Annotated in this window: 23 protein-coding genes; 14 read left to right on the top strand and 9 right to left on the bottom strand. The window is 71.6% G+C overall.

Annotated features, from left to right (window positions below):
• Positions 1 to 32 precede the first annotated feature (32 nt).
• A complete protein-coding gene (locus BMZ82_RS24260; protein ID WP_093779236.1) occupies positions 33 to 542 on the bottom strand; it encodes a hypothetical protein in 510 nt (169 codons plus the stop codon).
• A gap of 108 nt (positions 543 to 650) precedes the next feature.
• Positions 651 to 1,589, bottom strand: a complete 939-nt coding sequence (gene miaA, locus BMZ82_RS24255) for a tRNA (adenosine(37)-N6)-dimethylallyltransferase MiaA (RefSeq protein WP_093779234.1) — start codon at positions 1,587 to 1,589, stop codon at positions 651 to 653.
• 182 nt (positions 1,590 to 1,771) lie between these two features.
• On the opposite strand from miaA, the gene BMZ82_RS24250 reads away from it, so the two are divergent.
• Together BMZ82_RS24250 and BMZ82_RS24245 are read left to right on the top strand one after the other, a co-directional pair.
• Entirely contained in the window at positions 1,772 to 2,119 is a 348-nt protein-coding gene (locus BMZ82_RS24250) for a hypothetical protein (protein ID WP_093779232.1), read from the top strand.
• Between the two features lie 62 nt (positions 2,120 to 2,181).
• Positions 2,182 to 2,460 carry an antitoxin gene (locus BMZ82_RS24245; protein WP_093779230.1) on the top strand — a complete coding sequence of 93 codons (279 nt, stop codon included), beginning with the start codon at positions 2,182 to 2,184 and terminating at the stop codon, positions 2,458 to 2,460.
• Between the two features lie 134 nt (positions 2,461 to 2,594).
• On the opposite strand, the gene BMZ82_RS24240 is transcribed toward BMZ82_RS24245, so the two are convergent.
• The 4 genes from BMZ82_RS24240 to BMZ82_RS24225 all read right to left on the bottom strand — a co-directional run bounded on the left by BMZ82_RS24240 (position 2,595) and on the right by BMZ82_RS24225 (position 6,762).
• Positions 2,595 to 3,311 (bottom strand): class III extradiol dioxygenase subunit B-like domain-containing protein, encoded by a 717-nt coding sequence (locus BMZ82_RS24240; protein WP_093779228.1) that lies wholly within the window; start codon positions 3,309 to 3,311, stop codon positions 2,595 to 2,597.
• Between the two features lie 62 nt (positions 3,312 to 3,373).
• Complete coding sequence (gene miaB / locus BMZ82_RS24235) at positions 3,374 to 4,903, bottom strand: tRNA (N6-isopentenyl adenosine(37)-C2)-methylthiotransferase MiaB (RefSeq protein ID WP_177244636.1); 1,530 nt, start codon at positions 4,901 to 4,903, stop codon at positions 3,374 to 3,376.
• Between the two features lie 90 nt (positions 4,904 to 4,993).
• Positions 4,994 to 5,692 (bottom strand): response regulator, encoded by a 699-nt coding sequence (locus tag BMZ82_RS24230; RefSeq protein ID WP_093779224.1) that lies wholly within the window; start codon positions 5,690 to 5,692, stop codon positions 4,994 to 4,996.
• Positions 5,689 to 6,762, bottom strand: coding sequence for a HAMP domain-containing sensor histidine kinase (locus BMZ82_RS24225; protein ID WP_093779222.1), 1,074 nt, complete (start codon positions 6,760 to 6,762; stop codon positions 5,689 to 5,691). The genes BMZ82_RS24230 and BMZ82_RS24225 overlap by 4 nt, the downstream gene beginning before the upstream one ends.
• A gap of 228 nt (positions 6,763 to 6,990) precedes the next feature.
• Between BMZ82_RS24225 and BMZ82_RS24220 the strand changes: the two genes are divergently transcribed.
• From BMZ82_RS24220 to BMZ82_RS24210, 3 genes are all read left to right on the top strand, one after another.
• Positions 6,991 to 7,476 carry a cation:proton antiporter regulatory subunit gene (locus tag BMZ82_RS24220; protein WP_093779220.1) on the top strand — a complete coding sequence of 162 codons (486 nt, stop codon included), beginning with the start codon at positions 6,991 to 6,993 and terminating at the stop codon, positions 7,474 to 7,476.
• 5 nt (positions 7,477 to 7,481) lie between these two features.
• The gene (locus BMZ82_RS24215; RefSeq protein ID WP_093779218.1) at positions 7,482 to 8,705 is read left to right on the top strand and encodes a cation:proton antiporter; all 1,224 of its coding nucleotides are present in this window, start codon (positions 7,482 to 7,484) and stop codon (positions 8,703 to 8,705) included.
• A 232-nt stretch (positions 8,706 to 8,937) separates the two neighbouring features.
• Positions 8,938 to 10,425 carry a hypothetical protein gene (locus BMZ82_RS24210; RefSeq protein WP_093779216.1) on the top strand — a complete coding sequence of 496 codons (1,488 nt, stop codon included), beginning with the start codon at positions 8,938 to 8,940 and terminating at the stop codon, positions 10,423 to 10,425.
• Between the two features lie 28 nt (positions 10,426 to 10,453).
• Here BMZ82_RS24210 and BMZ82_RS24205 read toward each other — a convergent pair whose 3' ends face one another.
• Positions 10,454 to 10,864, bottom strand: coding sequence for a pyrophosphohydrolase domain-containing protein (locus BMZ82_RS24205; RefSeq protein ID WP_093779214.1), 411 nt, complete (start codon positions 10,862 to 10,864; stop codon positions 10,454 to 10,456).
• Positions 10,865 to 11,390: 526 nt separating this feature from the next.
• Between BMZ82_RS24205 and BMZ82_RS24200 the strand changes: the two genes are divergently transcribed.
• Positions 11,391 to 12,389, top strand: coding sequence for a TAXI family TRAP transporter solute-binding subunit (locus BMZ82_RS24200; RefSeq protein WP_093779212.1), 999 nt, complete (start codon positions 11,391 to 11,393; stop codon positions 12,387 to 12,389).
• Positions 12,390 to 12,432: 43 nt separating this feature from the next.
• On the opposite strand, the gene BMZ82_RS24195 is transcribed toward BMZ82_RS24200, so the two are convergent.
• A complete protein-coding gene (locus tag BMZ82_RS24195; RefSeq protein ID WP_093779210.1) occupies positions 12,433 to 13,842 on the bottom strand; it encodes a sensor histidine kinase in 1,410 nt (469 codons plus the stop codon).
• Positions 13,843 to 13,854: 12 nt separating this feature from the next.
• Positions 13,855 to 14,541: a response regulator transcription factor gene (locus BMZ82_RS24190; protein ID WP_093779208.1), complete on the bottom strand. Its 687-nt coding sequence runs from the start codon at positions 14,539 to 14,541 to the stop codon at positions 13,855 to 13,857.
• 316 nt (positions 14,542 to 14,857) lie between these two features.
• On the opposite strand from BMZ82_RS24190, the gene BMZ82_RS24185 reads away from it, so the two are divergent.
• The 8 genes from BMZ82_RS24185 to BMZ82_RS24155 all read left to right on the top strand — a co-directional run bounded on the left by BMZ82_RS24185 (position 14,858) and on the right by BMZ82_RS24155 (position 21,333).
• Positions 14,858 to 15,634 (top strand): amino acid ABC transporter ATP-binding protein, encoded by a 777-nt coding sequence (locus BMZ82_RS24185; protein ID WP_093779206.1) that lies wholly within the window; start codon positions 14,858 to 14,860, stop codon positions 15,632 to 15,634.
• Between the two features lie 117 nt (positions 15,635 to 15,751).
• Entirely contained in the window at positions 15,752 to 16,600 is an 849-nt protein-coding gene (locus tag BMZ82_RS24180) for a glutamate ABC transporter substrate-binding protein (protein ID WP_093779204.1), read from the top strand.
• 118 nt (positions 16,601 to 16,718) lie between these two features.
• The gene (locus BMZ82_RS24175; RefSeq protein ID WP_093779202.1) at positions 16,719 to 17,384 is read left to right on the top strand and encodes an amino acid ABC transporter permease; all 666 of its coding nucleotides are present in this window, start codon (positions 16,719 to 16,721) and stop codon (positions 17,382 to 17,384) included.
• Positions 17,381 to 18,295, top strand: coding sequence for an amino acid ABC transporter permease (locus BMZ82_RS24170; protein ID WP_093779200.1), 915 nt, complete (start codon positions 17,381 to 17,383; stop codon positions 18,293 to 18,295). The genes BMZ82_RS24175 and BMZ82_RS24170 overlap by 4 nt, the downstream gene beginning before the upstream one ends.
• A 175-nt stretch (positions 18,296 to 18,470) precedes the next feature.
• Complete coding sequence (locus BMZ82_RS24165; RefSeq protein ID WP_093779198.1) at positions 18,471 to 20,096, top strand: FAD-dependent monooxygenase; 1,626 nt, start codon at positions 18,471 to 18,473, stop codon at positions 20,094 to 20,096.
• A 119-nt stretch (positions 20,097 to 20,215) separates the two neighbouring features.
• Positions 20,216 to 20,302 carry a putative leader peptide gene (locus tag BMZ82_RS42760; protein ID WP_311605579.1) on the top strand — a complete coding sequence of 29 codons (87 nt, stop codon included), beginning with the start codon at positions 20,216 to 20,218 and terminating at the stop codon, positions 20,300 to 20,302.
• Positions 20,303 to 20,398: 96 nt separating this feature from the next.
• A complete protein-coding gene (locus BMZ82_RS24160) occupies positions 20,399 to 20,935 on the top strand; it encodes a cupin domain-containing protein (protein ID WP_093779196.1) in 537 nt (178 codons plus the stop codon).
• The gene (locus BMZ82_RS24155; protein ID WP_093779194.1) at positions 20,932 to 21,333 is read left to right on the top strand and encodes a rhodanese-like domain-containing protein; all 402 of its coding nucleotides are present in this window, start codon (positions 20,932 to 20,934) and stop codon (positions 21,331 to 21,333) included. The genes BMZ82_RS24160 and BMZ82_RS24155 overlap by 4 nt, the downstream gene beginning before the upstream one ends.
• The last annotated feature ends 7 nt before the right edge of the window (positions 21,334 to 21,340 follow it).

Genomic DNA, 21,340 nt, shown 5'->3' with positions numbered 1-21,340 from the left:
CCTCGATCGTACGGGGTCGGCGCGCGGGAAGGTCAGCGCAGCCGGGCGACCCGCCAGACGGCCAGGGCCACCACCGCCGCGACCATCACCAGGTAGGCGAAGGCGACCCGCCAGTCGGGGCGGCGACCGGAGCCGCGCTCGGGCAGGCCGGGCCACGTGTAACCGACGCGGCGGGCGGCCGTCATTCCCCAGCCGGCCGCGCAGAAGCAGATCAGCAGGCCGAGCATGGCGATCATGGCCCCGCTGTCGCCGAAGTCGAAGGCGAGCGGGAAGGCGAACATCAGGGAGCCGAGGGCGGCGAGGGACACGATGGGCGCGAGCTGCCAGATCCGCAGCCGGCGCTGCGGGCGCAGCTCGACCTCGACCTCGGGGCCGCTCGCGAACATCTCCTCGGGCTCGGGACCGTCGTCGGTCACACCGCCCTGGGTCTCGTCGTCGTCCGGCCCGTCGGGGCTCAGACGGCCCTCTTCGGGCTCCGGTCCACCAGGCCCGGTGGTGCGGTGCTCCGTGCCTTGTGCGGTGTCGCGAGGGCCGGCCTCCATCGCCACGCGCCCTCCCAACTCGGACTCCACTTGCTCGATCGAAGCTCGATGATGGCACGGCACCGGAGGCCCGGATGACGGCCTGGGCGTCCCGATGCCATGACGTGATCAGGCTGTGACCGGTCGTTCCACCCATGCCAGCGCGAGCTTCGGAAGTTCTGCGAGATCAGCCGCGGCCCCACTCAACCAGTGCACCCGCGGATCGCGCCTGAACCACGAATCCTGACGGCGCGCGAAGCGCTTGGTGGCACGCACCGTGTCGGCACGCGCCGCGTCCTCGGTGCACTCGCCGGCCAGGGCCGTGAGGACCTGCTGATAGCCGAGCGCGCGCGACGACGTACGCCCCTCGCGCAGGCCTTGCGCCTCCAGCGCGCGGACCTCGTCCACGAGCCCCGCGTCCCACATCCGGTCGACGCGGCGGGCGATGCGCTCGTCGAGTTCGGGGCGCGCCACGTCGACGCCGATCTGGACGGTGTCGTAGACGGAGTCATGGCCGGGCAGGTTGGCGGTGAAGGGCTTGCCGGTGATCTCGATCACCTCCAGGGCCCGGACGATCCGGCGGCCGTTGCCGGGCAGGATCGCGTGCGCGGCCTCGGGGTCGGCGGCGGCCAGCCGGGCGTGCAGGGCGCCTGATCCGCGCAGCGTGAGCTCCTCCTCGAGCCGGGCGCGGACCTCGGGGTCGGTGCCGGGGAACTCCAGGTTGTCGACCGCGCCCCGGACGTACAGCCCGGAGCCGCCGACGAGAACCGGCCAGCGGCCCTCGGCGAGCAGGGCGTCGATCCGGGCGCGCGCCAGCCTCTGGTACTCGGCGACGGAGGCGGTGACCGTGACGTCCCAGACGTCCAGGAGGTGGTGCGGGACGCCGCCGCGTTCCTCGGGCGTCAGTTTGGCGGTGCCGATGTCCATCCCTCGGTAGAGCTGCATGGAGTCGGCGTTGACGACCTCGCCGCCGAGCCGTTGGGCCAGGAAGACGCCCAGATCGGACTTTCCGGCCGCGGTCGGTCCGACGACGGCGATGACGCGGGGGGCGGGGGGTGCGCTGCTCACGGCACCAGTCTCGCAAACGTCGAGACCCACCCTCGAACGAGTTACGTGACGGCGCTTGTCCGGCGTCGTTCCCCGTTGCGAGATTCCCGTCGCCCCGCGCAGGGGCGGCGATCCCCGGTGGCGCAATCGGACGCACCGGTCAACGCGGGATTTCGCCCGCACGAGTACCGTATGGAGTGGATATGGGCGTTTTGGCGCGACTTTTCCGGAGGTCCAAGGTCACGGAGGAGCTGGCGACTGAGGAGACGACGGCCGCCGTCGAGGCATCGGCCGGTACGCCGGAGGACGGCACCGAGGCGGCACAGGTGGACGAGGCGGACCAGGCTGCGGAAGCCTCGCAGGGGGCGACCGGAGCCGGGGACACCGCGCTGAAGGAGACTCGGACGCAGCCTGAAACGGAGACGGAGACCCGCAAGGCGACCGGGTCGGCAACCGAGTCGGTCGTAGCCGCCGACGGTGTCGAGATCCCCCGGCAGCAGTCCGCCGAGGAGGCCGCCGACAGCGGAGCCGGCGAGAGCGCCCGCACGTAAGGACACGCACGGAGACATAAGAACCCGCAGGAACCCGCAGGAACCCGCGAGGAAGGTGCCCCATGGGTCTTTTGGACAATTTGAAGGCCAGACTCGCCCCCGCCAAGAGCAAGGTCTCGCACCTCGCCCATCAGCACGGGGACAAGGTCCACCACGGTCTCGACAAGGCCGCGAAGGTCGTCGACGAGAAGACCAAGGGCAAGTACAGCGACAAGATCCATACGGGCACCGGTAAGGCCAAGGGCGCCATGGACAAGCTCGCGCACAAGGACGGCGACGAGCCCAAGGCGGGCGACGGCGACACGTTCACCCCGCCGAACCCGCCCCCGCCGGCTTCCTGACGGAGCACCGAGCACCCGACACCGAGCGTGGATCGGCGGACGGCCGGGGAGCGGAGACGCTCGCGGCCGTCCGCCGTTTCACGCCCTGCGGCCGAGATCTCCGTCGCCCTGCGGCCAGGGACCGCCAGGGAGCGCTACGACCAGGTCGCGACCACGTACCCCACGCCGTACGGCGCGTCCTCGTAGAGCAGCGCGCCCGTCAGTCCGGCGGCCTCGGCGGCGCCCGCGAGTACCTGCCAGGGCGCTCGGCCCGACGCCTTGAGTTCGTACGCCACCTGCGCGTCCAGTGCCATGAGGGCCGCGACGTCCGCCGTGCCGAGGGACTGGGCGGCCGCCGCGTCGAAGGGCGCCGCGCGCTCGTCGAGGTAGCCCGGCGCTTTCAGCGTCCGGCACGCGCTGGCGTCGCCCATCACCAGCAGCGCCACCCGTCCCGCCGCCGCGCCGATCTCCCGTCCGGCCTCGGCGCACCGCTCGGCCGCGAGCGCTTCCGCCACGCCGAGCCCCCCGACGGGGGCGGCCGACCACCCGGCCCGTTCCAGCAGCCAGGCGCCGACGGCGAGGGACGGCGGCAGCGCGCGGTCGGACGGCGCGTCCGCGCCGCCGCGGCCCAGCCGTACGGCGAGGTCCACTCCGAAACCGCGGAACGCGCCCCGCGTGCCCTCCGGGTACGGGCCGCGCCCGGCCTGCTCGGCGGGCCCGACGACCACGAGCCGGTCCGGCCGGGCCGCCGTCAGCACGGCCAGCGCGTCGGAGCAGGCGGTGCGCGCCGCGTCCAGCTCGGGAGCGGCGCCCGCTGCCACCTCGGGCACGAGAAGGGGCGGACAGGGGCAGACTGCGGCGGCGACAAGCATGATCGGCAGGGTAGCCGCGTGCCCCTTGCGCAGGGCACCCGCCAGGGGTGTCGCGCCGGGCGTCAGTCGGAACCGCAGCCGCTGCCCGTGGCCACCGGGAGCGGTGCGGGCACGCCGATCTTGGGGAGACCGAGCAGGACGCCGGCCGGCTTCGCCGCCTTCTCCGCGGTGCGCTTCTCCCACGCGTCGCCCGCGCGCGTGCGGCGCACGTCCAGGGTGGGGCCTTCGGCGAGGAGGTGGTGCGGGGCCGCGTACGTCACCTCTACGGTCACGACGTCGCCGGGGCGCACCGCCTGGTCCGGCTTGGTGAAGTGGACCAGGCGGTTGTCGGGGGCGCGGCCGGAGAGGCGGTGGGTGGCGCCGTCCTTGCGGCCCTCGCCCTCGGCCACCATCAGCTCCAGGGTCCGGCCGACCTGCTTCTTGTTCTCCTCCCAGGAGATCTCCTCCTGGAGGGCGACGAGACGCTCGTAGCGCGCCTGCACGACCTGCTTGGGGATCTGGTCCTCCATGGTCGCGGCCGGGGTGCCGGGACGCTTGGAGTACTGGAACGTAAACGCTTGCGCGAACCGGGCCTCGCGGACCGCGTGGAGGGTCTGCTCGAAGTCCTCCTCGGTCTCGCCGGGGAAGCCCACGATGATGTCGGTGGTGATCGCCGCGTGCGGGATGGCGGCACGGACCTTCTCGATGATCCCGAGGTAGCGCTCCTGGCGGTACGACCGGCGCATCGCCTTCAGGACCGTGTCCGAGCCGGACTGCATCGGCATGTGGAGCTGCGGCATCACGTTGGGCGTCTCGGCCATGGCGGCGATGACGTCGTCGGTGAAGTCGCGCGGGTGCGGGGAGGTGAAGCGGACGCGCTCCAGGCCCTCGATCGCGCCGCACGCGCGCAGCAGCTTGCTGAAGGCCTCGCGGTCGCCGATGTCGGACCCGTAAGCGTTTACGTTCTGCCCGAGCAGGGTGATCTCGGAGACGCCCTCGGCGACCAGCGCGTCGATCTCGGCGAGGATGTCGCCGGTGCGGCGGTCCTTCTCCTTGCCGCGCAGGGCCGGGACGATGCAGAAGGTGCACGTGTTGTTGCAGCCGACGGAGATCGACACCCAGGCCGCGTAGGCGCTCTCGCGCCGCGTCGGCAGCGTGGAGGGGAACGCCTCGAGCGACTCGGCGATCTCGACCTGCGCCTCTTCCTGCACGCGCGCGCGTTCCAGCAGGACCGGGAGCTTGCCGATGTTGTGCGTGCCGAAGACGACGTCCACCCAGGGCGCCTTCTTCACGATGGTGTCGCGGTCCTTCTGCGCGAGGCAGCCGCCGACCGCGATCTGCATCCCGGGTCGCTTCGTCTTCATCGGGGCGAGCCGGCCGAGGTTGCCGTACAGCCGGTTGTCGGCGTTCTCACGGACCGCGCAGGTGTTGAAGACGACGACGTCCGCGTCGCCGTCCGCCCCTTCGGGAGCGCGCACGTACCCGGCCTCTTCGAGCAGCCCGGACAGCCGCTCGGAGTCATGGACGTTCATCTGGCACCCGTAAGTGCGGATTTCGTAGCTCTTGGGGGTGTGAACGTCCACTGCGAGGCTCCGGTCGCTGCTGCTGGTCATGGCTCAAGGGTAGGCGCTCCCCGGACAACGCCCGCCGCCGCTTCGCGCGGGACGTCCGGCCGGCGCGCGCCGCCGGGCGGGCGTCAGGCCTCACGGGTCGATGAGGCCCGCGCGGATCGCGTAGCGGGTGAGTTCCAGACGGTCGCGCATGCCCAGCTTGTGCAGGAGGTTGGCGCGGTGGCGTTCGACCGTCTTGGCGCTGATGAACAGCAGCGCGCCGATCTCTCGGGAGGTATGGCCCTCCGCCACGAGCTTGAGGATCTCCTCCTCGCGCTCGGTGATGGGCCGCTCGGGCAGCCCCTCGACGCCGTCGCCGCGGTGGAGCCGGTCCAGGTAGGAGCGGACGAGGGCCCGCTCGGCGCCCGGGTAGATGAACGGCTCGTCGCGTACGACCGCGCGGCAGGCCTCGACCAGGTCCCGGTCGGCGACCGACTTCAGGACGTAGCCGCGGGCCCCGGCCTTGAGCGCTTCGAAGAAGTACTGCTCGTTGTCGTACATCGTGAGGATGAGGATGGGCAGGTCCGGGAGGCGGCGGGAGAGTTCGCGGGCCGCCTGCAGACCGGTCATCCGGGGCATGGCCACGTCGAGGACGGCCAGGTCGATGGCCCCCGCGCGGGCGCGCTCGACGGCCTCGGCCCCGTCGCCGGCCTCGGCGACCACCGTCAGATCGGGCTCGCCGTCCAGGATGAGCCGCACTCCACGGCGTACGAGTGTGTGGTCGTCGGCGAGGAGGACGCGGGTCGGTGCGGCGGGCGATCCGGACGAGGCCGGGGAGGTGCCGTCGGTCATCGGTGGCCTCCGGCTGCGGGAGCCGGGGGCACGGTGTCGGCCTGGTCGGTGCCCGCCGCCACCCGCAGGCGTACGTCCGTCCCGCCGCCGTAGCCGTCCTTGACGTCCCTGCCGTCGTAACCGACGTTGCCACCGCTGCCGTCGTAGCCGCCGCTGCCGTCGCGGTTGTCGGACGCCTTCGACGAGACGGTGAGGGTCGCCCCGATCAGGAGGGCCCGTTCGCGCATCCCCCGGATGCCGGCGCCCTCCCCCGCGCCCGCGCCCAGGCCGCTGCCGTTGTCCCGGACGAGGAGTTCGACGCCGTCGGCGACCGGGCGCAGGCGGAGTTCGGCGCGGTCGGCGCCGGAGTGGCGGGCGGTGTTGGTGAGGGCTTCCTGGGCCACGCGGTAGAGCACGAGTTCCGTCTCCTCGGTCAGCGGGGGCAGGCCGGCACGAAGGTCGCGGCGCACCGTCAGTCCATGGGTGGTGAACTCGGCGGCGAGTGAGCGCAGCGCGCTGAGCAGGCCGAGTTCGTCGAGGACGCCGGGGCGCAGCCGGCGGGCGATGCGGCGGATCTCGTCGAGACCGGCCCGGGTGGCCTCCTGCGCCTGGCCCACTTCCTCGCGCAGGTCCGCCGGGGCCCGGTCGGCGACCCGTTTGAGCTGGAGGAGTACGGCGGTGAAAGTCTGGCCGACCTCGTCGTGGAGTTCGCGGGCGATGCGGTGGCGCTCGCGTTCCTGGGCGGACAGCGCACCGGCGGCGCTGGCGGCGCGCTCGGCCTCCAGCCGGTCCAGCATGGCGTTGTACGTCCTGATCAGCTCGGCCGTCTCCACCGGTCCCGAGACCTCGGCCCGGGCCCCGGGGCGCAGCAGGTCGGCGTCGGCCATGGCCCGCCCCAGTCGGCCCAGCGGGGCGAGACCGACGCGCAGCACGACCGCGTTGACGGTCAGCAGCGCGGCCAGTCCGGCCACCACGACGAGCACCTCGCCCGGCAGTATGGGTGTGGAGACGGTGACCGGACCCAGCAGCAGCGCTGCCGCCGCGATCAGGGCGACGGCGTCGAGGACGAAGATCCGCCAGAACAGCGACACCCGCGCGGCTCCCCCTCTCCCTCTACCTCTGTCTCTGCCTCTGCTGCCTGTGCTGCCTCTGCTGAACCTTCCGGCGCTTCCGGCTCGTCCTGCTGCGACTCGTACCGCCGTGACCAGCCTCTCCGTGCGACGCCGCCCCTGTCCATCCGTCACGACACCCATGTCGCCACCGTACGGTCGGATGGCAGCATGGCGGCTCCGGGCACCCGACCAGCAAGGGGAAGAAACGTGTCTGCTCCACGCCTCCGAACGACGCCGCTGCCAGGCATCGGGGTCCAGTACGACCTGGTGACGCGGGAGCAGCGCCACCTGTCCGTGGTGGCGCACCGCGACGGCACCCGGACCGTCAGTCTGTACCGGGCCGACGACCCCGACTCCTGCGCCCAGTCCCTGCGGCTGACCGGCGCCGAGGCGGGCGCGCTGATCGACGCGCTGATGCCGTCCCATCACAGCGCGAGCCTGCTCTACACCACTGACCTGGGGCTGGTCGCCGAGCGCATCGAGGTGGCGGCCGCCTCGCACTGGAACGGACGGCTGCTGGGCGACACCCGGATGCGCACGGAGACCGGCGCCTCGATCGTGGCGGTGCTGCGGCGGGCCGAGGCGATTCCGTCCCCGGCGCCGGACTTCCGGCTCGCGGGCGGCGACACCCTCATCGTCATCGGCACCCGCGAAGGCGTGGACGCGGCCGCGGCGATACTGGGACGGGTGTGAGACGCGTGCACTCCGCAGTCCTGCTGATCGAGTTCGGTTCCATCATCCTGGGCCTCGGCCTGCTCGGCCGGTTCGCCGCCCGTTTCCAGTTCTCGCCGATCCCCCTCTATCTGCTGGCCGGTCTGGCCTTCGGCAAGGGCGGGCTGCTGCCGCTCGGCGCGAGCGAGGAGTTCGTCGCCATCGGCGCCGAGATCGGCGTCATCCTGTTGCTGCTGATGCTCGGCCTGGAGTACACGGCGAGCGATCTGGTCTCCAACCTCAAGGCCCACTATCCGGCCGGTCTCGTCGACTGCGCCCTCAACGCCGTGCCCGGCGCCCTCGCGGCGCTGCTGCTGGGCTGGGGGCCGGTGGCGGCCGTGGTACTCGCGGGCGTCACCTGGATCTCTTCGTCCGGGGTGATCGCGAAGGTGCTGGGCGACCTGGGCCGGGTCGGCAACCGGGAGACCCCGGTGATCCTCAGCGTGTTGGTCCTCGAGGACCTGGCCATGGCGGTCTACCTGCCCATCGTCACCGCTCTGGTGGCCGGGGTCGGGCTGGCGGCCGGCAGCGTGACCCTGGCGATCGCGCTGGGCGTCGCGGGGCTCGTGCTGTTCGTGGCGGTGCGGCACGGCCGGGTCATCTCCCGTTTCGTGTCGAGCGACGACCCGGAGAAGCTGCTGCTCGTCGTGCTGGGGCTGACGATCCTGGTGGCCGGTGTGGCGCAGCAGCTCCAGGTGTCGGCGGCGGTGGGGGCGTTCCTGGTGGGCATCGCGCTGTCCGGGGAGGCCGCGGAGGGCGCGCACACGCTGCTGAGCCCGCTGCGGGACCTGTTCGCGGCGATCTTCTTCGTGTTCTTCGGGCTGCACACCGACCCGGCGAGCATCCCGCCCGTCCTGCTGCCCGCTCTCGCGCTGGCGGTCGTCACCGCCGCGACGAAGATCGCCACCGGCTACTGGGCGGCCCGGCGGGCCGGGATCTCGGTCAAGGGGCGCTGGCGGGCGGGCGGTGCGCTGGTGGCGCGCGGGGAGTTCTCGATCGTCATCGCCGGGCTGGCGGTCACCGCCGGAATCGAACCGTCCCTGGGACCGCTGGCGACGGCGTACGTGCTGATCCTGGTCGTCCTCGGACCGCTCACCGCGCGCTGGACGGAGCCGCTGGCGGCTCGGTGGGCGCGCCGCCGGACCGTCCCCGGCGGCGGCACGGCGGAGCCGCTGCCCGAGCCGCGGACCCAGGCGCCGGTGGGTGACTGACGGCCTCTGAAGGGCGCAGTGCGAGATGTGGCGCGCGTGAAAGGCGCGGTGCGGGAAGTGATGCGCGTCACACTCGGGCGGGGGTGAATTGTGAAGCTCCGGTGCGAAGCCCGTGGCATGCTCATGGCCATTACCGGCCAGTAGCAACGCGTGCCCCGCCGGTTTCCCTTTTCGGATTCCCCACCCCTCAGGACCGACCTTGCGCAGACGCACGAGGCACTCCCGTGCCCTCATGCCCGCCTTAGCCGCCTCCGCCCTCCTCCTCGCCGCGGGCTGTTCCTCCGCCCCACCGCAGGCCGAACCACCCGCCTCGCCCTCCGCCCGGCCGACCGACGCGGACACCTCGGCCCCCTCCGCCGACCGCGCCCTCACCGTGGACGCCGCCCCCGCGGACATCGCCACCGCCGCGGCCCACCCCGGCAGTTCCGACGACGAGGCCCACCGGACCGAGCTCGACGTCGCCTCGTACGACGCCAAGACCCGACGCGCCGTCATCTCCACCTCCGCCACCTCCTCCACACCCTCCACCCCCTCCAACGACGATCCGGGTACGCCGAGTTCCGCCCCGCCGAACTCACCGTCCCCCACCTCGCCCGAGGCCTCGGAGCCCGCCGAGGCTTCCGCCTCCCCCACGTCCCCCGCGGCCTCCTCCCCGAGCGCCTCGGCGACCCCGCACCGCACCGCCGTCGGCGACGTCATCGCCAGCGCTCCCGCGCCCGGTGCGCCGGACGGGCTGCTCGCCGAGGTCACGAAGGTGATCGGCGAGACGGCCAAGGGCACGGAGGTGCAGACCAAGCCCGCCCAGCTCAACGCCCTGCTGCGCAACAACACCGCGAAGGGCACCGTGCCGGTCGACCCGGCCGCCTTCGACATCGACACTCTGCTCCCCGACGTCGACGTCTCCTGGAAGCGAACCGGTGACGTGCACGTCGGCCCCAAGGGAGCGACGGTTCCGCTCGGCAGCCTGCGGCTGGACGTGCGCGCCGCGCTGCCGACCGTCGGGAACGCGTCCGCGTCGGCGGCCGCCTCCGTCTCCGGTTTTGTGCAGGTCGCCCCCCAGGTCGACTTCCGCTACGGCGGCGAGGGCGCCAAGGCCGCGCCCGCCTCCGCCTATCTGGGCGTGTCCGGCAAGTGGTCCTCGGACTGGTCGCTCAAGGGCCGTGTGAAGGGCTCCGCCACCCCGGTGCGGATCCCCTTCGCCACCCTGCACGCCGATCCGGTGCTCCAGGTCGGGCCGGTGCCGGTCGTGGTCAACCTGGACCTGACCTGCTACGTCCAGATCAGCGGCGACGGCAAGATCACCGTCGACGTGGAGCAGAGCCTGAAGGGCGACTTCAAGGCGGGCGGCACCTTCGGCCTGGCCCAGGGCTGGACCCCGGTCAGCTCCTCGAACATGAAGGGCACCGGGGTACGCACCTCCGTCACCACCGCGGGCAGCGTGCAGGCGGCCCTCGGCACCCAGGCCACGGTCGGCCTGTACGGCAGCGCCGGCATCGTGGCCGACCTGGCGCCCTACGTCCGCAGCAAGGGCGACGCCACGGTCATCGGCAACGACTCGGTGTTCAAGACCAAGGGTTCCTGGGCCGTGTACGGCGGCGTCGATCTCAGCGGCACGCTGCGGCTCCAGTTGACGATCTTCGGTACGCCCCTGTTCCAGCGGAACATCCCGCTCGGCTCGCTGCACCGGGAGTGGAAGCTGGCGGGCACCGGAAAGCCGTAACCCGCCGCTCCTGCTTCAGCCTGCTGCCTCAGGCCGCGCCGCCAGGTATCCAGCCCTGGCGGCGCAGCTCCGCGGAGACGTCCGGCCTCTCGTAATGCTCGCCCTTGAGCACCTTGCCGTCGGCGCGGCGGACGACCTGACCGTCGGGGCCCAGCTTGGTCATGTTGGACCGGTGGATCTCGGCGAGCACCGCGTCGAGGTCGATCCCGTGCACGAGAGCCGTGCCGTACGCGACGTAGACGACGTCGGCCAGCTCGTGCGCGAGCCGGTCCAGCGGGCCGCTCACCGACACCTCGGCGACCTCCGCGGCCTCCTCGGCGAGCAGTTCCCCACGGTGCGCAGCAAGGCTCGGCGACACCTCGGTCGGCGTACTGCGGGCGTCGAGCCCGAAGGCACGGTGGAACTCACGGACCAGGTCGGCAGGCGAGGAAGAGCTCATACACAGACTGTAACGACCACCACTGACACTCCCACCCGCCCCCTCCACAGCCTCCCCGGAGAGCCCGACCCCACCGGTCCGGGGAGCCCCAGCCAGCCCGCCCCGGGAGCCCCGCACTGCGGCCCCGGGCAATCGCACCCTGCCGCCCCGGGGAGCACCACCCAGCGGCCCCACGAGCCGCACCCTGCCGGGCCGAGAAGCCCCACCGTTCCGGCCCCGGGGAAGCTCAACCCTCCCGACCCGACGAACCGCGAATACCGGGCCAGGGAAACCCCACCGCGTCGGGCCCGGGAAACCCAACCCTCCCGACCCGACGGACCGCAACTGCCAGGCCCGGGAAGCCCCGCCATGCCGGGCCCAGGAGGCCCAACCCGGCCGGCCCAGCGGGCCGCGACTGCCACGCCCAGCAAGCCCCACCGTGCCAGGCCCCGGAAGCCCCACCACGCCGAACCCGGGAAGCCCCACCCATCCCGCCGGCAAGCCGTGCCCTGGTCAGCACCGCCTACCGGCTGGCAGGATCGCGGCCATGTCCAAGGTGTTCTCCCGGGTCGGTAGGCGCCGTGCCCTGCAAGGTGCGGCCGTCGGTGGTGTCGTCCTCGGGCTGTTGCTGTGGTGGCTGTTGCCGCTGGGTGAGGCGCCGCCGCGCGGTTCGATCACGTTCAGCACGGGCACGACGAGCGGGGTCTACTCCGAGTACGGCACCCGGCTGCGCGCCGAACTCGCCAAGGACATGCCCGACCTGAAGGTGAAGCTGTCGACCAGCAACGGATCGCAGGAGAACGTCGCGCGCGTGGCGACCGGCGAGGCCGACTTCACCATCGCCGCGGCCGACGCCGTGGAGACCTACGAGCAGCAGCACCCCGGCTCGGCCGCGCGGCTGCGCGGGGTGGCCCGCCTGTACGACGACTACGTGCAGCTCGTGGTGCCGCGCGACTCGAAGATCCGGTCCATCGCGGATCTGCGCGGCAGGACCGTGGCGACGGGGCTGCCCCGCTCGGGCGTGCGGCTGATCGCCCAACGGGTCCTCAAGGCGGCGGGCCTGGACCCGTCGAAGGACATCAGGGCCGTGTCGGAGGGCATCGACACCGGCCCTGAAAAGCTGAAGCAGGGCAAGATCGACGCGTTCTTCTGGTCCGGCGGGGTGCCGACGGCCGGGCTGGAGAAGCTCGCCGACGACTTCACCTTCCGGTTCGTGCCGATCAGCCCCGAGCTCGTCGCCAAGATGCACGACCTGGACGACTCCACCAGTTACTACCGGGCCACGAACATGCCCGAGTCGGCCTACCCCACCATCCAGAACGGCTCCACCGTGGCGACGATCGCGGTGTCCAACCTGCTGATGACCCGTACGGACATGGCCCCCCGGCTCACCGAGTGGCTGACCCGGACCGTGATCAAGAGCCGGGACGGCATCGGCGCGCACGTGCACTCCGCCCAGTTGGTGGACCTGCGCACGGCCATCTACACCGACCCGCTCAAGCTGCACGAGGGCGCCCGCCGCTACTACCGCTCGGTCAAGCCGTAGGACCCCGCCAAGCCCCCCTAGGACGCCTCGCTACGAAGCCTCACTACGACGCCGGCGACCTCGGCACCGACACCATCGCCGTCAGCCCGCTGGGCTCGTGGTGCTCGTAGGTGAGGGCGCCGCCGCCCGCCGCGAGCAGGGCCTTGGAGATGGACAGGCCCAGGCCCGAGCCCTTGATGTTCTGGTGGCGGCCGCTGCGCCAGAACCGGTCGCCCACGCGCGTGAGCTCCTCGTCGGTCAGCCCCGGCCCGTTGTCGGTGACGACGACGGTCGAGATCTCGCCGTCGGCCGCGACCGTGACCTCGACGCTCTTGCCCTCGGGGGTGAACTTCACCGCGTTGTCGATGACGGCGTCCAGCGCGCTGGACAACGTCACCGGGTCGGCCCACGCGGTGGTCGGCGGGCAGTCGCCGACCAGTCGGACGCCCTTGCGCTCGGCGGTGGGCGCCCACGCGGCGACGCGCTCGGCGGCCAGCGCGCCGATGTCGGTGACCCGCAGATCGGCCTCGGCGTGCTCGGCCAGCGCCAGGTCGAGCAGGTCGTCCAGAACCTGGGCCAGGCGCTTTCCCTCACCCTGGACGGACGCGATCTCCTCGTTGCCCTCCGGGAGTTCGTAACCCAGCAGTTCGATGCGCAGCAGCAGCGCGGCGAGCGGGTTGCGCAGTTGGTGCGAGGCGTCGGCGACGAAGGCGCGCTGCTGCTCCAGCACGTCCTCGACGTTGTCCGCCATCTCGTTGAACGACCCGGCCAGCCGCCGGAGTTCCGGCGGCCCGCCGGCCACCGCGACCCGCGACTTCAGACGGCCGCTCGCGATCGCGTGGGTGGTGACGTCCAGGACCCGTACGGGTTTGAGCACCCAGCCGGTCAGCCGCAGGGCGGCGCCGATGGCCAGCAGCATCGCGGCGGCCTCGCCCGCGGCGATGACCAGCCAGCCGTGCAGGATCCGCGACCGCATGGGCCCGGTGGGCGAGTCGGTGACGACGACGGCGACGACGTCACCGTCCCGGATGACCGGCGACGCCACGACGAGCCGGCTGCGCTGCCACGGCCACACCTGCTGCGGGTCGTGGCTGCGCCGGCTGAGCAGCGCCTCCTCGAACGCGTCCCGTACCTCCCCCGTTTCGGGGAGGTACCAGTCCGTCGGAGCATGAGCCATGGGGGTGTCGGTGCCGTAGAAGACACCGGCCCGAATGCCGTAGACGTCGTAGTAGTTGGCGAGTTCCCGGCCGAGCGTCTCGCGTCGCTCGTTCGTGGACCCGGACGCGGAGATGTTCGTGTCCGACGAGGCGGTGACGAACTGGGCGAGCGCCGCGAAGCGCGCGGTGTCGTCGATGCGGTCGACGACCACCGTCTGCTGCTGGGCGCCCGCCACGCTGACGGCCAGCGGCACCCCGAGAGCCAGCAGCACGGCCGCCATCAGGACGATGAGCAGCGGCAGGAGACGAGTACGCAACCGCGGTCCCCGCTAAGCGGCCGGGGCGACGAGCCGGTAACCGACGCCCCGTACGGTCTCGATCAGCGCGGGCATGCGCAGCTTGGCGCGCAGGGACGCCACATGCACCTCCAGGGTGCGTCCGGTCCCCTCCCAACTCGTGCGCCACACCTCGCTGATGATCTGCTCCCGGCGGAAGACCACACCGGGCCGCTGCGCGAGCAGCGCGAGGAGGTCGAACTCCTTGCGGGTCAGTTGGACGACCGAACCGTCCACCGTGACGCGCCGCGTGGGCAGTTCGATCCGTACGGGGCCCAGGCTCAGCGCGTCCTCGCCGGCCGCTGCCGGGTCCTCGTGGACGGTGCGCCGGCTGACGGCGTGGATGCGGGCGAGCAGTTCCCCGGTGTCGTACGGCTTCACCACGTAGTCGTCGGCGCCCATGTTGAGGCCGTGGATGCGGGAGCGCACGTCGGACCGCGCGGTCACCATGATCACCGGGGTGGTGGTGCGCTTGCGGATCTTGCCGCAGACCTCGTACCCGTCCTGGTCGGGCAGCCCCAGATCGAGCAGCACGACGCCGAAGCCGGCCCCCTCCGGCACGAGCGCCTGCAGCGCTTCCTCGCCGCTCCGCGCGTGGGTGACGTCGAAACCGTGCCGCTTCAGGACCGCGGACAGGGCGGCGGCGACGTGGTTGTCGTCCTCGACGAGCAGCAGTCTCATCCCGTCCTCCTCCGGTTCATCGGGCATACGGTCTGACTCACTACAACGGGCGTTCGGTTCTCGGCAGCGGAAAAACGCGTGCACACGCGTGTGTGCATCATGGCAGTCACGCTGATGGACGAGGACGCAGTCAAGAGAGTTCCGGTTGCGCGCGGCTTCCGTTACCCGGCCGATACGGGGCGCAGGTCACAAGTGCTACGACACGTGTCCGATTGCTATCGGATCGTGATGCTCAGATTCCCCTCAGATGTAATGACGCTGGTCGCAGGTGGTCACTACTGTCCTCCGAAACCGAGGAGGACGGAGCCCCAGAGCGATGACCGAAGTATCGGTGGCCAAGGAAGACGTGGTCGCGAGCGGTGAACTGGTCGTCCTGAAGAGCGTCAACAAGCACTTCGGCGCGTTGCACGTTCTCCAGGACATCGATCTCACGATCGACCGCGGTGAGGTCGTCGTGGTCATCGGACCCTCCGGGTCCGGGAAGTCGACCCTGTGCCGCACCATCAACCGCCTGGAGACGATCGACGCGGGCACCATCGCGATCGACGGCAAGCCGCTGCCCCAGGAGGGCAAGGCGCTGGCCCGGCTGCGCGCCGACGTCGGCATGGTCTTCCAGTCGTTCAACCTGTTCGCGCACAAGACCGTGCTCGAGAACGTGATGCTCGGCCAGATCAAGGTCCGCAAGACCGACAAGAAGCAGGCCGAGGAGAAGGCACGCGCCCTCCTGGACCGGGTCGGCGTGGGCACGCAGGCCGACAAGTACCCCGCGCAACTGTCGGGCGGCCAGCAGCAGCGCGTCGCCATCGCGCGGGCGCTGGCGATGGACCCGAAGGTCATGCTCTTCGACGAGCCGACGTCGGCGCTGGACCCCGAGATGATCAACGAGGTCCTCGAGGTCATGCAGCAGTTGGCCCGGGACGGCATGACCATGATCGTCGTCACCCATGAGATGGGTTTCGCACGATCGGCTGCAAACCGCGTGGTGTTCATGGCGGACGGACGCATCGTCGAAGAGGCTGCGCCCGACCAGTTCTTCAGCAATCCGCGCAGCGACCGTGCCAAGGACTTCCTGTCGAAGATCCTGCACCACTGACCTGCGCCGCAGTTCTGCACCACTGAACTGCGTCGCTGATCTGCATCGTTGATCTGCATCACTGACGGAATTCCGCACCGCCCGCAGTACGTCACCACTCTTCTAAGGAAGTTCCCCATGAAGCTTCGCAAGGTCACCGCCGTCTCGGCCGCAGCCCTCGTCCTCGCCCTGAGCGCCACCGCGTGCAGCAGCAACAAGAAGGACGACAGCGCCGGCAGCGGCTCCAGCGGCAGCGGCGGAAAGATCAAGATCGGCATCAAGTACGACCAGCCCGGCCTCGGTCTGAAGAAGCCCGACGGGTCCTTCGCCGGCTTCGACGTGGACGTCGCCACGTACGTCGCCAAGCAGCTCGGCTACGAGCCGAACCAGATCGAGTTCGTCGAGACCAAGAGCGCCGACCGCGAGAACGCCCTCGCGCGCGGTGACGTGAAGTTCATCGCGGCCACCTACTCGATCAACGACAAGCGCAAGGCGAAGGTCGACTTCGCGGGCCCGTACCTGCTGGCCCACCAGGACCTGCTGCTCACCAAGGACTCGAAGATCAGCAAGGCCGAGGACCTCAACGGCAAGAAGCTGTGTTCCGTGACCGGCTCGACCTCGGCGCAGAACATCCACGACACGATCGCGCCGAAGGCGAACCTGAAGGAAGTCAGCTCCTACTCGGAGTGCATCGCCGGCCTGCAGAACGGCGCCGTGGACGCGGTCACCACCGACGACTCGATCCTCGCCGGCTTCGCCTCGCAGGAGCAGTACAAGGGCAAGTTCAAGCTCGCGGGCCTGAAGCTGAGCAACGAGAACTACGGCATCGGCGTCAAGAAGGGCGACGCCGCGACCGTGGACAAGATCAACAAGGCGCTCGAGAAGATGGTCAGCGACGGCTCCTGGCAGAAGGCCGTCGAGGCCAACTTCGGCCCGGCCGGCTACAAGAACGAGCCCGCCCCGAAGATCGGCGTCATCGTCAAGTAACCCGGGTCCCGCGGCCCAGCCATGCGGGGTTCCTGCGGTGCGCCGCCGTCCGTCGCGATCACGGCGGCGGCGCGCCCCGCCCTCCTCATACGCCACCCACCCGGAAGCGCGGGAGATCGTGTTCGACTTTCTTGAAGGCTACGACGTCCTAGGGGCGTTCTGGATGACGGTGAAACTCACCGCCCTCTCCGCCGTCGGTTCCCTGATCTGGGGCACCCTGCTGGCCGGGATGCGGGTCAGCCCGGTCCCGCTGATGCGCGGGTTCGCCACCGTCTACGTCAACATCGTCCGGAACATCCCCCTGACGGTCATCATCCTCTTCAGCTCGCTCGGCCTCGCCGACGTCTTCGGCATGACCCTGGGCACCGAGGACTTCGCGGTCCAGGGCTTCCGGCTCGCCGTGCTCGGGCTGGTCGCCTACACCGCGGCCTTCGTGTGCGAGGCGATCCGCTCCGGCATCAACACGGTGCCCATGGGGCAGGCGGAGGCGGCCCGGGCCCTCGGGCTGAGCTTCAGTCAGACCCTCACGCTCATCGTCCTGCCGCAGGCCTTCCGCTCGGTCATCGGACCGCTGGCCAACGTCCTGATCGCGCTGACGAAGAACACCACGGTGGCGGCCGCCATCGGCGTCGCCGAAGCCGCCTACCTGATGAAGACGATGATCGAGAACGAGGCGCAGACGCTGCTCATCGGCGCGGTCTTCGCGTTCGGCTTCGTGGTACTGACCCTGCCGACCGGCCTCATCCTGGGCTGGCTCAGCAAGCGACTGGCGGTGAAGCGATGAGCTCGGTCCTGTACGACACTCCCGGCCCCCGCGCCAAGCGGCGCAACGTCATCCTCTCGGTGGTCTTCTTCGTCCTCCTCGCCCTGTTCGCGTGGTGGGTGTGGCAGAAGATGGACGAGAAGGACCAGCTCACCTCCGCCCTGTGGAAGCCGTTCATCGAGGCCGAGGCCTGGACGACGTATTTGCTGCCCGGCCTCGCCAACACGCTGAAGGCCGCGGCCCTCGCCATGGTGATCGCCCTGCCGCTGGGCGCCGTCTTCGGTATCGCCCGACTGTCCGACCACCGGTGGGTGCGAGGCGTGGCCGGCACGGTGGTGGAGTTCTTCCGGTCCATCCCGGTGCTGCTGCTGATGCTGTTCGCCAACCAGCTCTACGCCAACTACACGGGCGTCACCAGCGAGGACCGGCCGCTCTACGCGGTCGTCACCGGCCTGGTGCTGTACAACGCCTCGGTCCTCGCCGAGGTCGTCCGGGCCGGCATCCTCTCCCTGCCCCGGGGGCAGACGGAGGCCGCGTACGCGATCGGCCTGCGCAAGAGCCAGACGATGAGCAGCATCCTGCTTCCGCAGGCGGTCACGGCGATGCTCCCGGCGATCGTCAGCCAGCTCGTGGTCATCGTGAAGGACACCGCGCTGGGCGGTGTGATGATCGGCTTCACCGAGCTGCTCAACTCGCGCGGCACCCTCGCGGCCAACTACGCGAACGTCATCCCGAGCTTCATCGTGGTCGCGGCCATGTTCATCCTGCTGAACTTCATCCTCACCAGCTTCGCGAGCTGGCTCGAGCGCTACCTGCGGCGCAGCAAGCGCGGCACGGGCGCGGTACTGGCCGCGGAGGAGATCGAGGAGATCAACCCCGCGGGGATCCCCGGCGCCTTCGGCACCGGCGCCGAAGGCGGCGGCAGGATCTGACACTCACTCAACTTGCGTGACCGGTACGGAGGCAGTGGCGTGCGCGCCGCTGCCTCCGTCACTTGACGCAAGCTGCGGCAATGGGTTGCATACGTTCTGTGATCGTGCACCCTGCTCCTACCTCTTGTTCACTTACGTCCCTGTGGGCACCGTCGCGGGCAGGGGGCGGCACGCCGTGGACCCGGTGATCATCGTCGGAGCGGGGCCCGTGGGGCTCACGCTCGCCCTGGCGCTGGCGCGCCAGCAGGTGCCGTCCGTGGTCCTCGACGAGGGCCCCGGCAAGGACGAACCGCGGCTCGCGCGCACCGTCGTCCTGCGCGAGGACACCGCCGCTCTGCTGACGCGGCTGACCGGGGCGCCCCTCGGCGCGGCCGGGGTCCACTGGGCCGGATGGCGGTCGATGCGGCGCAAGCAGGTGACGCGCGCGATCCCGTTCGACGACGCGACCGACCCCGCCCCCCTGCACATCGCCCAACACGTGCTCACCAGCGCCCTGCGCGCCGCCGCCGCGAGCGAGCGGCTGGTGAAGATCGCCGTGGACAGCCGACTGGACACCGTCGAGCAGGAACCCTCCGGTGTCACCGCGCACACCCGCGGCCCCACGGGCACCTGGTGGCGCGGCAGCCACCTGGTCGGCTGCGACGGCCCGCGCTCCACCGTCCGCAAACTCCTCGACATCCGCTTCCCCGGCCGTACGGCGGTGGAACGACACGCCGTGGCCGCGCTGCGCACGGAACTTCCGTGGGCCGACGAAGCGTTGCTCCATCGGACGCCGCCGTGGCGGACGTCCGGTCCCTCCGCCGGGGAGATCACCGGACGCCCGCTCCCGGAGGGTGTCTGGCGGCTGGACTGGCTGCTGCCGCCCGGCAAGGACCTCGTCACGCCCGAACTGCTCGTGGCCCGCGTCCGCGAGACCCTGGCGGGCTGGCACGAGGGCCCCACGCCCACGTACGAACTGCTCGACACCGGCGTTCACACCGTGCACCACCGGCTGGCCCGCCGCTGGCGCGTGGGCCGCGTCTTCCTCGCCGGGGACGCCGCGCACCTGCTCGGCGCGCTCGGTACCCAGGGGCTCGACGAGGGGCTGCGGGACGCCGACAACCTCGCCTGGAAGCTGGCCCTGGCCTGGCACCACGGGCCGCACGAGGCGCTGCTCGACAGCTACCAGGCGGAGCGGCGCGCGGCCGTCGCCGGCCGGCTGCGCGCCGCCGACCAGGCGCTGCCGCTGCTGCGCGGTGGCGGCGGCATAAGGGCGTACGTCCCCGGCGCGGCCCGCGGCCACGACGTGCTGCTCACCGACGGCCACCTGGGGCGCGGCCCGCTGGGCGCACCGGGCCTGTACGACGGCTCCCCGCTCGCCCCCCGGCACCTGGAGGCGGAGGTCCCGGTGGACACCCCGACCGGCGCACCGGTCGAGGACGTACGCGTGACGGCGGAGGACGGCTCGTTCGTACGGCTGCGGGAGCGGCTCGGGCGGGGCGCGCTGCTCGTCCTGCTGATCGCGCCGGGCACGGGCGTGTGGGAGCGCAGGCACTGGGTGAGCGCCGGGATCATGCCCCGGCTGGCCGCCGCGGTGACGGCCCTGCCGAGCCCGGCCGAGCTGCTGGTGGCCGAGAGCTACCCGGGTGCGGCCGCCCACACGGTCCTGCTGATCCGGCCCGACGGCCATCTGGTCACCGCGCTCGACGGGGTGCGCGCGGCCGATCTGTACGCGGCGGCGGAGGCGGCGGTGGGCGGGCCGAAGGGGGCGCAGGAGACGTCTGCGGCGGCGGGGGCCACGGCGGGCTCCGCGGCCACCTGACGCCCCCCTGACAGCCCGCTGAGGGGCCCTGACAGCCCCTGACGGCCTGGCTGTCACCGTGCGGTCCACATGGTGACAGCCGGTTGACCGGGTTGCACCGGCATGGTCTACTCCGGATCGTGACCGACACCGATGTGCGCCTGTGGCGGAGGGTCCATATGGACCTCGTCCGCTATGCGGGCTGCGTGTGTCGCCCGTCCTGCTGAATTCGCATCCCCCCCTTTTCCACCGGCGTACGCCGCCGACGCGCACCCGCTCGCGCGTCCCGTGCGCTCCCCGCGAACCTTCCCAGGACGGTGTCCGTGTCTGTCTCTCCTCCCCTCCCCGCCGCCACCGCCGTCTCCGCCGCGCCCACCCAGGCGGACCTCCTCGACTTCGTCCGGCGCACGGCCGCCGACGCCGAGCTGATCGCCTCCCTGCCCCTCGACCCCGAGGGCCGCACCTGGGTGCGCCTGGAGGGTCCCGGCGGCAGCGAGGCCTGGCTGATCGGCTGGCCGCCCGGCACGGGCACCGGCTGGCACGACCACGCCGACTCGGTGGGCGCCTTCCTCACCGCGCGGGGCGGGCTGAAGGAGTACTCGCTCGCCGCGCGGCTGCCCACCGACGGCTGGAAGACCCTGGAGCTGACCGAGGGCGTCGACCGGGAGCGCACGCTGACGGCCGGCCGGGGCCGCTCCTTCGGACGCCACCACGTCCACGAGGTCCTCAACGAGTCCACCGAGGAACACGCCGTCTCCGTCCACGCCTACTACCCGCCGCTGCCGCGCATCCGCCGCTACAGCCGTACGGGACAGGTACTGCGGCTGGAGCAGGTCGAGCGTCCGGAGGACTGGCAGTGAGCGGTGCGGGCACGCCTCCGCCCGGTATCGACGCGTTGCTGGAGCGCGTGCGTGCGGGGTACGCGCGCGTGGAGGCACGCGAGGCATACGAAGCCGCCCGCGCGGGTGAGGCGCTGCTCGTCGACATCCGGTACGCGGCCCTGCGCGAGCGGGACGGTCTGATCCCCGGCGCCCTGGTCGTCGAGCGCAACGAACTGGAGTGGCGTCTCGACCCCCAGGGCAGCCATCGCCTCCCCGAGGCGACGAGCCATGCGGTGCGGGCGGTCGTGATCTGCAACGAGGGCTACGCGTCGAGCCTGGCCGCCGCGTCCCTGCACCAACTGGGACTGCACCGGGCCACCGACCTGATCGGCGGTTTCCAGGCATGGAAGGCGGCGGGGCTCCCGGTCACGTCGTAGCCGCGCC

The sequence above is a fragment of the Streptomyces sp. yr375 genome, from assembly GCF_900110755.1.
In the GTDB taxonomy this organism is placed as follows: Bacteria; Actinomycetota; Actinomycetes; order Streptomycetales; family Streptomycetaceae; genus Streptomyces.
The sequence above is the reverse complement of the archived record's forward strand: the minus strand, read 5'-3'. Positions and strand labels throughout refer to the sequence as shown.